The following is a 12,946-nucleotide window of genomic DNA, read 5'->3' as shown; positions in this document are numbered from 1 at the left end:
CGCGGGATCGCGCTGCGCGCGGCCGAGTGCCCGCAGAGGATCCGCTATGTCTCGGCCGTTCATACTGACGGAAGCATGGACCGTGCCGTACCGTGGAGGGAAGCGATCGGCACCCGCCTTTGGCTTCCCGAACAGGCGACGCAGAGCCTGGCCGACGCAAAGGCATCCCTATCTCCTCCACCGCCGCTGGCGCGACCAGCACACTCGGCCCCATCCGCCAGACCTACGCGCGAAAAGAGGATTTCCCGCCGATCACGCGGGCATACAGCCAGCTGTCCCACGCCGTGCGCGACAGCGGCCTGCTCGCACGCACGCCGTGGTTCTACATCCTCGTCGCGGGCCTGATCGCGCTCGGCTTCGGCGGTGCGATCACCGGCTTCGTCCTGCTCGGTGACAGCTGGTTCCAGCTCCTCATCGCCGGCGCACTCGGCATCCTGTTCACACAGGTCGCCTTCGTCGCACACGAGGCCGGCCACCGCCAGGTGTTCACGTCGGGTCCTGCCAACGATCGCCTCGCAGTCGTGCTGGGAGCCTTCGTCGGCATGAGCTACTCGTGGTGGGACTCGAAGCACAGCCGTCACCACGCGAACCCGAACCGCGTCGACAAGGACCCGGACATCGACGTCGACACCATCTCCTTCCTCGACGTCGATGCGGCCGAGGCCCGCGGCATCCGGCGTCTGATCACGAAGCGCCAGGGATGGCTGTTCTTCCCTCTGCTCACGCTGGAGGGTCTGAACCTGCACTTCCTCAGCCTCAAGCACGTCTTCGGTCCCGGCCCCGTCAAGAACCGCTGGATCGAGATCGCGCTGCTCGCGGTTCGGTTCGGGCTCGTCTACACCCCGATCTTCATGTTCCTTCCGCTCGGCATGGCATTCGCCTTCGTCGGCGTGATGCTCGCAGTCTTCGGCGTCTACATGGGTGCTGCCTTCGCCCCCAACCACAAGGGCATGCCCGTGATCGCCCCCGACGCGAAGCTCGACTTCTTCTCCAAGCAGGTCCGCACCTCGCGCAACATCCGCGGCGGCTGGTGGGCGACGTGGCTGATGGGCGGTCTGAACTACCAGATCGAGCACCACCTGTTCCCCAGCATGGCCCGCCCTCACCTCGCCCAGACGCGCGACATCGTGCGTGAGTTCTGCGAGACGCACCGGGTGCCCTATACCGAGACCTCACTGCTGCGCTCGTACGCGATCGTGATCGAATACCTCAACCGCGTCGGCCTCGCCGCTCGCGACCCGTTCGACTGCCCGATGGTCACGGAGTACCGGCGGGTATAGCGCTCCGACCGTTCGGCAGCGCCCAGTGGGCGGTGCCGGACCGGTGACAGTGCCGGACGCGCGGCCCCGACGCCATAGCGCCGGATGGGCGGTGCCGGACCGGTACTGGACGAACGATGCCGCACACGCCATGCCAGACGTGCGGTACCGGACACTCGGCACCCGATACGCGGCGATGCCCGACCGGCCATCGAATGTCGCAGGCCATGGGTAGTCTGACGGCACGACAAGCGATGCCGACGCGTACGGCGCACGTGCGCCACCACCGAGCTGCATGACGTGGGCCGCGTGAACGAATGGCACTGGCGGTGATGGGTACTGCACAGACCCCACGGTGCGTACATTTCTTCTATAGAACCTCGGCGATAACTCTTGTCGATCGTACTTTTGTTCGATAGAATGAACGCATGGACGATGCCTCGATCAACGATCGGCTCACGGGTCTGGACCCCGATGAGCTGGCAGAGGCGCGCGAGCACGTCAATCGGATCGACGAGCTGCGTCGAGTGATCGCGCGAGCGGAGGGCGAGATCGCTCAGCGCACCGCCGCGCTCGCTCGGATCGCACATGCGCAGGGCGAGCGGTCGCACAACTCCGACGGCCCCGAGTACGCACGCCGCGCGATGGCGGCAGAGGTTGCGGCCGCCACACGCGTGCACCCGAACACCGCGCGGGCACAGCTCGACGATGCAGAGCGACTCGTCGACGACTTCCCGACCACCCTCCGGGCGCTTGAGGAAGGGCGGATCTCGCGTCAGCACGCCAAAGTGATCGCCGACGCCGGTGCGAACCTCGGCACGGGGGCACGAGCGTCCCTCGACACGCAGGCAGCAGGCTTCGCCGAAACCCGCACGCCGGGCGAGATGAAGAAGATCGCCAAGCAGCAGGCCGCGGAACTCGCACCGCGTTCTCTGCGGCAGCGGCACCTCGACGCCCGTGAGCAGCGTCGTGTGTCGGTCACCGACCTCGACGACGGTATGAGCGAACTGTGCGTTCTGATGCCGTCGTTCCACGCGCACGCCATCCACAACCGCCTCACAGCCATGGCAAGGCAGATCAACGACGAGCGCCGCCAGGCCCGGAAGCTCCTCCGCGAGCGCCACGGCGCCACATCCGAGAACGACTGGGCGGTCACCGGTATGGGTGATACCGACGACGCTGTGCGGGCCAGCGACCGGCGCACATTCGACCAGATCCGCGCCGACCTCGCCGCCGATCTGATCCTCTCCGCCGCGCCCACCGGGCACGAATTCCACACCACTGGCCCCGACAGCGCTCTGGCGAATGTGACCGCGCAGGTACAGGTCACCATCCCCGCCCGCATGGTCCTCGACCGCGACCAGGGCACCGCATGGAACGAACGCGGCGCTCTCATCGACCCCGATGCCGCCCTCGCCGCCGCTGCGCACGCTTCAGGCTGGGACAGGCTGTTCCGCTCCCCCGATACCGGCGAGATCCTCGCCACCGATCGATACCGGCCCACCGCCGATCAGCGACGCAGACTCATCGCCCGCGATGCCACCTGCCGCTTTCCCGGGTGCACTGCCCCCGCCCGAGACTGCGATCTCGATCATTCCCAGGAGTACGCCCGCGGCGGACAGACCTGCCTCGACAACCTCGCCGCGCTCTGCCGCGCCCACCACGTCATGCGGCACCAGTCCGACTGGCGCATCAGGCAACTCGGCGGGGGTCTGCTCAAGTGGACGAGCCCCACCGGCAGGATCTACATCGACGAGCCGGTCAGCACCGTCGCGTTCCGCGAAGCACCGTGCGCCGATGAGCCAAAGCAGGCAGCGACTGCTGACACGGGTGCCGGCACAGACGCCGACGCCGATCCCACGCGCACCGGCACAACGTCTGTCGCGGCGATCGACGCCGCCGCCGCGTCAGCTGACTGGGCGATCCCCGACGACTCCGACCTGCCCTCGTTCGCCGTCGATGCCCCGGTGTCCGATGCCGGCGACACTTCGGCACAAGCGTCCCGCACAGACGGCGCAGGAACCGACGCGATTCCGCTGGTCGAACTCGCCGCGGCTCTTGACGCTGCGAACGCCGACGTTCCGGCCGCGGCCCTGCGCGGGCGCCCGAGCATCGCCGATCTGGCGGCGAGCCTCGACCGTGCCTCGAGTTCCCCGCTCCCGCCGGCGATGGTCGAGTTCTCGGCCGCTGAGCGGGCGTGGCTCAGCCGCTGTCATGCGCTGCTCGGCCGGGCCGGCAGCGACGAGCCGCTCACCGCCGCACGGTTGTCAACAGCGACATCTGTCCGCCCCCGCATCGACTTCCGGCACGGCGACGACTCGCTCGTGCTGGAGCACGGTGCCCTCGGGCCCAGTCTCACCACCCACGGAATGTGAATGCTGCCCGCCCCGGCTCAGCGCGATCCGAGGCGGGCAGCATTCGCTTCGTTCGGCTACGCCTTCTTCCGGCGCAGCGCGACGATGCTGACCACCAGTGCGACGACGCCGGCCCCGAGGCCCGCGCCGCCCAGGACGGTCGGGAGCGCGCTGGACTCGCCATCCGACGCTCCCGTCTCCTCAGCGGCCTCCTCGGCACCCGACCCCGCGTGGTCGTCGTGGCCGGCCGCGTCACCGTCCGTCGCCTCATCCGCGGCTTCGATCTCCAGCACCGGCGCGGGTGAATCGAGGTCGTGCGGGTCCTGCCCGTCCTCGGCGATCTCACTCCACGAGTGCGAACCCTCCTCGCAGGTCTGCTCGACGGGGAACGCGATCGTGCCCGATGCGTCGCTCAGCAGCCCCACGTTCAGCACCACCTCCGCGCGCATCTCGTCGGACACCGGCTCATCCGGTGTGAACGTCACCGCCGACGGCCTGCCGGCATCGCCGTCATGCGCGATCTCGATGTCCCATCCCGCCTGAACGACAGGCTTCACCCCCGAGATGCCCTCGGCCGGCAGCTCGATCTCGATGCTCGTGGTCGGCGAGCCGTCACAGCCGTGGCCGATCGCGAACGCGAGGTTCCGCGTCGATCCGGCAGTCGGCGCACCATCGGGCTCCACTGCGATGTGTGCGCTCGCGGCGACCGGCGCCAGCACGATCCCGGCCGCGACCGCCATCCCCGCGGCGCCCATGCTCAGCTTCTTCTTCGTCCTGTTCACGGACATGTTGGTACTCCTCATTTTCCTGCATGCGTCGATGGCGGTCCGTCGAATCGGCGGACCGGATGAATCAGACGGCAGGAACGGGAGGACCCCTCGGGCAGGCGATGCGGTCGCCGAGGCGCGAGCGGAGAACCCGCGACGACGCCACGACCGAGACCCTGGGCCGCGTCGGCCATCCGGGAACGACGACGCGCGAACGCGCCCACCCCGACACCCACGCACGCACCATCAGCACGGCGCGTTCGCCGTACGCGAGCATGGCGAAGGTCACCACGGCAGCACCTGCGTGGGCTGCGAGCATGGGGGCGTCGATCTGCGCCGCCGCGCCCGTGCCAGCCAGCAGCTCCCACGCACCGGCGTGGTCGTGATGATGGCCGCCGATCGTCCTGGTGCCGGAGACAGGAGCGCCGAGCACGGAGAACGCCCCGTGGAAGATGCCCTGCAGCACCGGCACCGTCACCGCGATGCGCCCCACCCGCGGCCGCCTGCCCATCAGTGCCATCCCCGGGAACACCAGCAGCACCGCCATCCCGACGATGAGCAACGGTGCGGGCAGCGCCCCGCCCGCCCAGGAGTGCGACAGCGCCGCGACGAAGGTGGCCACGGCCGATGCCGCGCCTCCCCGCAGTGCGAGCAGCTGCCGTGGGGTCATCGTGCTATCGGGCGACGCGCCGGTAGGTGAGATCGCGGATCTCACGACCCTTGGCGATCCCCTTGCGTTCGAACGCGGTCATCACGCGACCTTCGCAGCGCTCGGCCCACTCGCCGTCGAACGCGCGCTCGAACTCGGGCGCGGTGTCCATCACCTCGCGCATCTGCAGCGCGTAGTCCTCCCAGTCGGTCGCGAGCCTGAGCAGACCGCCATCCCGCAGCACTCGGCCGACTGTCGCGCCGAAGCCGTCCTTGATCATCCGGCGCTTGTGGTGGCGCTTCTTGTGCCACGGGTCGGAGAAGAAGATCCACACCTCGTCGGCCGACCCCTCTGGCAGCAGCGTCTCGAGCACTTCTGGCGCGTTCGCCTCGATCACGCGGAGGTTGCGCGCGCCGGCCTTATCGGCGTCGAGCATCGTGCGCGCCAGTCCCCCGACGTACACCTCGACCGCGAGGAAGTCCTCGTCGGGCCTGGTCGACGCCGCGTTCACGATCGCGTGCCCCTGGCCGGAACCGATCTCGACGATGAGCGGAGCGGTGCGGCCGTACTCCTGCGCCGGGTCGAACACGGCATCCGGATGCACGGATGTCGATGCGGCATCGCGCGGCACGTCGAAGCGGTAGAAGTCGCTCAGCTCGCTCCACGCGCGATCCTGTGCCTCGCTCATCCGGCCGCCGCGGCGCACGAACGACACGGGCTGGTCACGGTAGCGGGGCGCTTCATCACTCACCCGACCAGGCTACGCGAGCGACCTGGGGCGTGCGTACGCGTCAGCGGCGTCAGACGGCGGGTTCCGTGACGAAGTCGATGAGTTCCTCGACCCTGCCGAGCAGTTCGGGCTCGACGTCGCGGAAGGTCGTCACCCGCGACAGGATGTGCTGCCATGCGCGGGCGAGATCCGCCTTGTCCTCTGCCGGCCACCCGAGTCCGCGGCAGATGCCCGTCTTCCAGTCGATGCCCCGCGGCACGACAGGCCACGCGCGGATGCCGAGCGATGCCGGCTTGACGCACTGCCACACGTCGACGAACGGATGCCCGACGATCCTCACGTGTCTGCCGTGCGGCCCGCGCTCGACCGCCTGAGCGACCCGCTGCTCCTTCGATCCGGGCACGAGATGGTCGACCAGCACGCCGTAGCGCCGCTCCCGCGACGGCGGTTCCGCTGCCAGCAGGTCGTCGAGCAGGTCGACGCCCTCGAGGAACTCGACCGCGACGCCCTCCGCGCGCAGGTCGGCACCCCACACCTTCTCGACGAGCTGGGCATCGTGCTTGCCCTCGACGAGGATGCGGCTGGGCAGTGCGACGCGCGCCCGCTGGTCATCAGCCGCGAACGATCCGGACGCCGTGCGCTGCCGACCCTGCGGCTTCGCCGCTGCGCGCACGAGCTGCACGGGCTCTCCGTCGATAAGGAATCCGGTGCCCATCGGGAACAGCCTGCGCTTGCCTGCGAAATCCTCCAGCTCGACGTGCGGGCCGTCGATCCTGGTGACGGCGCCGCAGAAGCCGTCGACCGCGACCTCGACCACCAGATCGAGCTCAGCCGGCACACGCTGGACCGTCTTCTTTCCTCGCTCGCGCCATCCCGCGGCGAGCACGTCCGTGCCGTACCTGTCTTCCATGCCGTCAAGGGTATGCACCGGACGTCGTTCCGCGTGCGCGACACGAGGCCGAAGCCACGAGCACGGCGTGCCGCCTGAGGCGCCATCGGCTCCGGATGGGGAAAGCTGCCCGCATGCCGCTTTCCGCAGAACCGCTGACATCAATAGGATCGTTGTGATGGTGTCGCGCTTCTCCGCGGCACCGACACCGCAACGGGGAGGCACGATGCGCAATCGGTTCGCGATCATCACAGGGCTGGCCGCGGCCGCGCTCGGAGTGCTGGTCGCCGCTCCCGCCCATGCCGCGGATCCGGTGGACTTCGGGTCGAGCGCGAGCCACGTGTACGACGAGACATCGGCCGGCGTGCTGAGCCCGGCGGAGGAAGACGACGTCGAGGACGCCCTCGGCCAGTTGGCCGATGACAGCGATGTGTCGCTGTGGGTGGTCTACGTCGACACCTTCGACAACCCGGGCGACGGGACCCAGTGGAGTCAGCAGACCGCCGATCTGAACGGCTTCGGCTCGAACAACTACCTGCTGTCCGTGGCCGTCGAGCAGCGCAACTACGCGTTGACGACACCGCCCAACAACTCGATCACCGAGGCGCAGGGCAACAACATCCTCGCCGCCATCGAGCAGGAGCTCGGCGGGGACCAGTGGGCGGGTGCCGCGATTGCCGCTGCCGATGCGTTCGCCGATGCGCGTGCCGGCGGCGACGGAACCGCCTCCAGCGGCGGAAGCTCGGGCGGCAGCCTGTTCACCGTCGTGATGGTCGTCGTCATCGGCGGTGCGGTGATCTTCCTCATCGTCTGGGCTGTGCGGCGTTCGAAGAAGAGCGCGCAGAAGACGGTCGCCGCGCAGCGCCCGCGCGACCCGTACGAGGGCGTGAGCACTGAGGAGCTTCACTCGCGCGCCGCATCCGCCCTCATCGAGACCGACGACCGGATCCGCACCGCCGGCCAGGAGCTCGGTTTCGCAGAGGCCGAGTTCGGCGAGGGCGCCGTCGGCGAGTTCCGCGACGCGATCTCGGAGGCGAAGGCGCACCTCGGATCGGCCTTCGAGGCCTCGCGCGCCCTCGAGGCGAGCGAGAAGCCGTCGGACGACGATACGCGGGCCGCGCACGCCGCTGTGCTGCAGCACTGCGAGTCGGCGCACGCCGTGCTCGACGAGAAGGGCGAGGCGTTCGAAGAGCTGCGCACGATCGCCGAGGACGTTCCGGCGGCCATCGAGTCGGTCCGCGCGCAGGCACAGGCCGCACGGGGCGCCGACGGCCGGATCGCCGAGGCGGTCTCCCGACTGCAGCAGACATACGGGCCGGAAGCTCTGGAGAGCATCGTCGACAACGCTGAGCAGGCGAAGGAGATGCTCGCCCTCGCCGACGATCAGCTCGCGGAGGCCCAGCAGCTCATCGCATCAGGCGACACGGGTGAGGCCGCGGCCGCCGTGCACACTGCGGAGAGCGCGGCGGACCAGGCCGCGCAGCTGGAGCGTTCCGTGAGAACGCTCGCGGAGACCCTGCAGAACGCGGAGCGGCAGGCCACCGTCCTGATCGCAGAGCTCGAGGCCGACCTTGCGCGCGCACGCACGACCGGAGCCCGTCAGGCAGCCGGGGCGATCACCGCCACAGAACAGGCCGTACGCACGGCTCAGGCCAACCTTGCCGGCACCGGCAAGCTCCCCCGCACCATGCTCGAGCAGCTGCAGCAGGCGAATCAGCAGATCGACACGGTCATCCAGAACGCGCAGCGGGCGCGGCACGTGCTCGACCAGACGCTGATGCAGGCCCACGCCACCATCGACAGCGTCGAGGACTTCGTCTCGCAGCGCCGAGGAGCGATCGGCGCTGACGCCCGCACCAGACTCGCCGAGGCGCAGTCCGACCTGTCCCGCGCTGAGAGCATGCGAGAGGTCGATGCCGCCCAGGCGCAGCAGCTCGCGCAGCGCGCACTGCAGCTCGCGCAGGACGCGCTGCGACGGGCGAAGAACGACGTCTCCGGCTTCGGAGGCGGATACGGCGGAGGACACTACGGCGGTCGGCGCGGCGGCGTCGACATCGGCAGCGCCGTTCTGGGCGGCGTGATCGGCGGCCTGCTCGGCGGAGGAGGCGGACGCCGGGGCGGCGGATTCGGCGGCGGCGGCTTCGGCGGCGGGTTCGGCGGAGGCGGCGGAAGCTTCGGCGGCGGCGGCTTCGGCGGAGGAGGAGGCAGGTTCTGATGCCCGCGCACCTTCGCACTGAGGAAATGCATAGCCCACGGCTAGAAAGCGTTCTCGCATCGGACACTCTGACCAGATAGCTTCATACTCACCTACGAAGGGAAACCACATGAGCAAGCAGTCGATCTTCGGTCGCATCTCCACACTGATCAGGGCGAACGTCAACGCCATGATCGACCAGGCGGAGGATCCGGAGAAGATGCTGGATCAGCTGATCCGCGACTTCACGAACAACATCGCCGACGCCGAGGCCGCGATCGCCGAGACCATCGGCAATCTGCGACTGCTCGAGCGCGACCACGCCGAGGACATCCAGACCGCGAAGGAATGGGGCAACAAGGCCATCGCCGCCAGCCGCAAGGCCGACGAGATGCGCACCTCGGGCGACACCGCCGGCGCCGACAAGTTCGACAACCTCGCGAAGGTCGCTCTGCAGCGTCAGATCGCCGAGGAGAAGGACGCGAAGGACGCCGCGCCCCAGATCGCCTCGCAGACCGAGACGGTCGAGAAGCTCAAGGCCGGCCTGACCGGCATGAAGCAGAAGCTCGTCGACCTGAAGACGAAGCGCGACCAGCTCGTCGCCCGTGCCAAGACCGCCGAGGCCCAGAACAAGGTCCACGACGCCGTCAAGTCCATCAACGTGATGGACCCGACCAGCGACCTCGGCCGCTTCGAGGAGAAGGTGCGCCGCCAGGAGGCGCTCGCGACGGGCAAGGCGGAGATCGCCGCGTCCTCCCTCGACTCGCAGTTCGAGGCGCTCGATGACATGGGCGAGCTCACCGAGGTCGAAGCTCGCCTCGCCGCGCTCAAGACCGGCCAGGGAGAGCTCGCCTCCTGACGGAGCGAGCGCACTCCGCGCGAGGCGCAGACCGGACTCGCTCCGGCCTGCGCCTCGCGTGTTTCTGGCGGCTCGGGTCGTCGCGGGGCAGAATGGACACATGAGCCGGTTCGTCGTAGTGCCCCAGTGGCAGGGGTCGGCCTCTTCTCGTGCGATGGCGCTGATCGACGGCGCGGAAGCCATCGCCGGTGATCTGCCCAGCGCCGCGTGCTCACGCGTCGACGTGCCGTTGGAAGCCGGTGAGGCCATCGGCACCGGTGTGCACAGGGCCAGCTCGCTGATGCGGATCAGAACGTCGATCGCCGAGGCCGTCGCCGCGGCAGAGCCCCCAGCCATCGTCGTCGGGGGCGACGCGACCGTGACCGTCGGCGCGCTCGATGCGCTCGCGTCGGGCGGCGCCGACATCGCCGTCGCCTGGTTCTCGGCGCACGCCGCGCTGCATTCCCCTGAGACGAGCAGGGACGGCTCCTATGAGGGGATGGCACTGCGTGCGATGACGGGAGGCTTCGGCGGCGGACTCGCCTTCGAACGAGGTCGGATCGACCCGGTGCGCGTCGTCCTCGCAGGTGCGCGCGAGTACGACGACGCGGAAGCCGAGCTGCTCGACTCGGGCGGAATGGCCGCCGTCTCGGTCGACGAGCTCACAGGCGATCCCACAGCGATCGCCGAGGCACTCGCTCCCCGCGGTGCGCAGCGCCTGTTCCTGCACGTCTCACTCGATGTGCTCGACCCGAGCGAGATCGGCGGCGTCTCATCATCCGTGCCCTTCGGCCTCACCCTGCAGACGCTCATCGACGCGATCGGCGCTCTGCGCGCCAGGTTCGATCTCGCCGGCGCGACGATCTCCGGGTTCGCGCCGTCGACCCCCGCGGCCGCCGTCGACGACATGGGCACGATCCTGCGACTCGTCTCCGCGCTGACGAAGTCGCAGCAGGGCGCATAGTGAGGCTGTGGTTCCCCCGCGACGCCCCGCCGGCCGAGTGGCGCGAGATCGCCGAGCTGCGCGCGGAGCACGGCCGCGAGCTCGACAGGCACATCCCGCCGTTCCTGCTCGACTCACCCATCAGCCGCGCCGGGAGTCTGGTGGCCACCGCGTTCGGATTCGTCTGGGGCACGCTGTGGAGCACCGGCCGTGTCGAACGCAGCGGTGAGCTGTTCGTCTTCCGCGGCATGCCGCGCTTCACCCACGCACGGGGAGGCGTCTGCGTCGGGCGATGCTTCCTCACACATCGTGCGGCCGAACCGGCTCGTGTGCGCGACCACGAACGCGTGCACCTGCGGCAGTGGCGGCGCTATGGCCTGCTGATGCCCGTGCTCTACCTGCTGGCGGGGCGCGACCCGCTCCGCAATCGGTTCGAGATCGACGCCGGACTCGCAGACGGCGGCTACATCACCGGGTGAACGGCGCGAAGGAACGCCTCAGCGGGCGCGCACGCCGGCCGGGTACCAGTCGGGAACCTCGACACGATCGCGGGCGACTCCGAGACCGTCGGTGAGGTGGTCGATGATGTCTGCTGTGCCGAGGAACCCGCCGAGCAGGTGCACCCGCGTCGCGTCGTCGGAATCGCACATCATCTCGTTCGCCCATGCGGTCACGGCGCGCGACAGCGCCTCTCCCTGACGGCACGACCGCCCGCTGCCCGGTGCGCCAGTGCGGGCGGAGCGGTCCAACCAGGTCACCACCATGCGCGGAGGAGCCGAGACGGTGCCGATCGCCGATGCGTCCGGCACTTCGATGAACACGCGCCCCGTCGAGCACAGCGGCAGCGTCGCGAGCAGAATCTCGAGATCGATCAGCGACGATTCGTCGGCCGTGATCAGGTGCTGCACGCGCGTGTGACGCGAGGCGCGGCACGCTGCGCTGTTGTGCTGAGTGGTGTCGGTGTTCATGGCTCCTCCAGTATAGGCGAGCCTTACCTACAAACAAACCGAGAGGCGAAGACGCCTCATTCGCCGTCGACGAGTGCGTCGCGCAGACCGCGCAGCTCCGCCGCCGACATGCCCTGCTCGCGGAACCACTCCTGCGCCGACCCGTGGCGCTGCCGCAGCTCCGTCAGGAACCCCGCCATCACGTGGGCAGGCGAGCGCATCGCGAGGTCGATGAGATTCTCCTGATCGAGCCCTGACGCCCGCAGGCCTGCCAGCATGGCGCGGTTGCGCGTCTCAGGCAGCAGGGACTCCGTGCGCGCGTAGTCGGCCACGATGGCCTCATCGGCGACTCCGACGGCCGAGAGCACGAGCGCGGTCGTCACCCCGGTGCGATCCTTGCCCGCTGTGCAGTGCACGACGACCGGATCATCCTCGGCGATCAGCCGTGCCGCCCACGTCAGCCGCTCCCCCGCCTGGTCGAGCAGGGAGCGGTACATCAGCTCGAGCGTCATATCCGGCCGGAAGAACGACCCTGCAGACCCGAGGAACAGCGGCAGATGGAATGTCTCGATGCCGCCGGAACGGCTCGGCTCCGTCGCCAGCTCCTCATCGGAGCGCAGATCGATGATGCGCCGGATGCCCAGATCCCGCAGCCGCCGCTGCCCTTCAGGGGTCAGCTCCGAGAGCGCACCGGAGCGGAACAGCACCCCGCGCCGGGTGATGCCGCCGGACGCGGGAAGACCGCCGACGTCGCGGAAGTTGATGGCACCGTCGACGCCTGGCCACGATGCGGTCTCCCTCGCCGTCACGAGCGGGCGACGGGGTTCGTCTGCAGCCGAGAGGCGAGCACGACGCGGTTGAAGGCGTTGATCTCGACGGCCAGCCAGCTGACCCCGGCGTACTCGGCGTCGGTGAGCACCGACGTCGCGCGCGCGTACACGTCGTCGGAGACACCGCCGGAGTGGATGAAGGTGAACGCTTCTGCCAGCTCGAGCGCCGCGCGCTCCCGCTCGCTGAAGACGCCGGACTCGCGCCACACCGGCAGCTGCGCGAGGTCGTCGTACCCGACGCCGGCCTTCGCCGCGCGGTCGGTGTGCACGCGAACGCAGTAGGCGCAGCCGTTGAGCTGCGAGCAGTGCAGCAGGACGAGCTCTTTGACCCGATCGTCGACGCCGTTCTCGGCGGCGATGCGAGCCGCGGTGTCGGCGAACGCGCTGAGCGCTTTGTACGCGTCAGGTGCGGTCTTGTTCAGGTGCACGCGAGTGGATGTCACGTCGTCTCCCATCGATGCGCGAGTGTTCTCACACCGTATCGTGGGCAACGGACACTCAGCTGACCGGATCAGATCGACATGCATCGATCACGAATCATCTACA

The 12,946-nt window shown here is 69.2% G+C and carries 13 protein-coding genes; 6 read left to right on the top strand and 7 right to left on the bottom strand.

Annotation, left to right across the window (positions count from 1 at the left end):
- The first annotated feature begins 164 nt into the window (after positions 1-164).
- Positions 165-1,280 carry a fatty acid desaturase family protein gene (locus CIK77_RS16030; RefSeq protein WP_249268744.1) on the top strand — a complete coding sequence of 372 codons (1,116 nt, stop codon included), beginning with the start codon at positions 165-167 and terminating at the stop codon, positions 1,278-1,280.
- Between the two features lie 407 nt (positions 1,281-1,687).
- Positions 1,688-3,634 carry an HNH endonuclease signature motif containing protein gene (locus CIK77_RS16025; protein ID WP_087056372.1) on the top strand — a complete coding sequence of 649 codons (1,947 nt, stop codon included), beginning with the start codon at positions 1,688-1,690 and terminating at the stop codon, positions 3,632-3,634.
- Positions 3,635-3,690: 56 nt separating this feature from the next.
- Here the strand turns inward: CIK77_RS16025 and CIK77_RS16020 are convergent, their stop codons facing one another.
- The 4 genes from CIK77_RS16020 to CIK77_RS16005 form a co-directional block, all read right to left on the bottom strand.
- Entirely contained in the window at positions 3,691-4,401 is a 711-nt protein-coding gene (locus tag CIK77_RS16020; protein WP_170934251.1) for a YcnI family copper-binding membrane protein, read from the bottom strand.
- Positions 4,402-4,465: 64 nt separating this feature from the next.
- On the bottom strand, positions 4,466-5,050 hold the full coding sequence (locus tag CIK77_RS16015) for a hypothetical protein (protein WP_087056370.1): 585 nt from the start codon (positions 5,048-5,050) through the stop codon (positions 4,466-4,468).
- 4 nt (positions 5,051-5,054) lie between these two features.
- Complete coding sequence (trmB, locus tag CIK77_RS16010) at positions 5,055-5,717, bottom strand: tRNA (guanosine(46)-N7)-methyltransferase TrmB (RefSeq protein WP_087056605.1); 663 nt, start codon at positions 5,715-5,717, stop codon at positions 5,055-5,057.
- 112 nt (positions 5,718-5,829) lie between these two features.
- Positions 5,830-6,669, bottom strand: coding sequence for a DUF3097 domain-containing protein (locus tag CIK77_RS16005; RefSeq protein WP_087056369.1), 840 nt, complete (start codon positions 6,667-6,669; stop codon positions 5,830-5,832).
- A 157-nt stretch (positions 6,670-6,826) separates the two neighbouring features.
- On the opposite strand from CIK77_RS16005, the gene CIK77_RS16000 reads away from it, so the two are divergent.
- The 4 genes from CIK77_RS16000 to CIK77_RS15985 all read left to right on the top strand — a co-directional run bounded on the left by CIK77_RS16000 (position 6,827) and on the right by CIK77_RS15985 (position 11,102).
- Complete coding sequence (locus CIK77_RS16000; protein WP_170934250.1) at positions 6,827-8,863, top strand: TPM domain-containing protein; 2,037 nt, start codon at positions 6,827-6,829, stop codon at positions 8,861-8,863.
- 109 nt (positions 8,864-8,972) lie between these two features.
- Positions 8,973-9,701, top strand: a complete 729-nt coding sequence (locus CIK77_RS15995) for a PspA/IM30 family protein (RefSeq protein WP_087056367.1) — start codon at positions 8,973-8,975, stop codon at positions 9,699-9,701.
- A gap of 100 nt (positions 9,702-9,801) precedes the next feature.
- Positions 9,802-10,644, top strand: a complete 843-nt coding sequence (locus CIK77_RS15990; protein WP_087056366.1) for an arginase family protein — start codon at positions 9,802-9,804, stop codon at positions 10,642-10,644.
- Positions 10,644-11,102: a Fe-S oxidoreductase gene (locus tag CIK77_RS15985; protein ID WP_441896954.1), complete on the top strand. Its 459-nt coding sequence runs from the start codon at positions 10,644-10,646 to the stop codon at positions 11,100-11,102. Before CIK77_RS15990 ends, CIK77_RS15985 begins: the two co-directional genes overlap by 1 nt.
- A gap of 18 nt (positions 11,103-11,120) precedes the next feature.
- On the opposite strand, the gene CIK77_RS15980 is transcribed toward CIK77_RS15985, so the two are convergent.
- From CIK77_RS15980 to CIK77_RS15970, 3 genes are read right to left on the bottom strand one after another with little or no spacing between them, the layout of a single operon-like run.
- A complete protein-coding gene (locus tag CIK77_RS15980; protein WP_087056365.1) occupies positions 11,121-11,591 on the bottom strand; it encodes an SIP domain-containing protein in 471 nt (156 codons plus the stop codon).
- A 56-nt stretch (positions 11,592-11,647) separates the two neighbouring features.
- A complete protein-coding gene (locus tag CIK77_RS15975) occupies positions 11,648-12,379 on the bottom strand; it encodes a tyrosine-protein phosphatase (protein ID WP_087056364.1) in 732 nt (243 codons plus the stop codon).
- On the bottom strand, positions 12,376-12,843 hold the full coding sequence (locus CIK77_RS15970; protein WP_249268723.1) for a carboxymuconolactone decarboxylase family protein: 468 nt from the start codon (positions 12,841-12,843) through the stop codon (positions 12,376-12,378). Before CIK77_RS15970 ends, CIK77_RS15975 begins: the two co-directional genes overlap by 4 nt.
- Between the last annotated feature and the right edge of the window lie 103 nt (positions 12,844-12,946).

It is taken from the genome of Microbacterium sp. JB110, assembly GCF_003335195.1.
Classification (GTDB): Bacteria; Actinomycetota; Actinomycetes; order Actinomycetales; family Microbacteriaceae; genus Microbacterium.
Note: the sequence above shows the minus strand (reverse complement) of the source record. Positions and strands in the feature narration are given on the sequence as shown.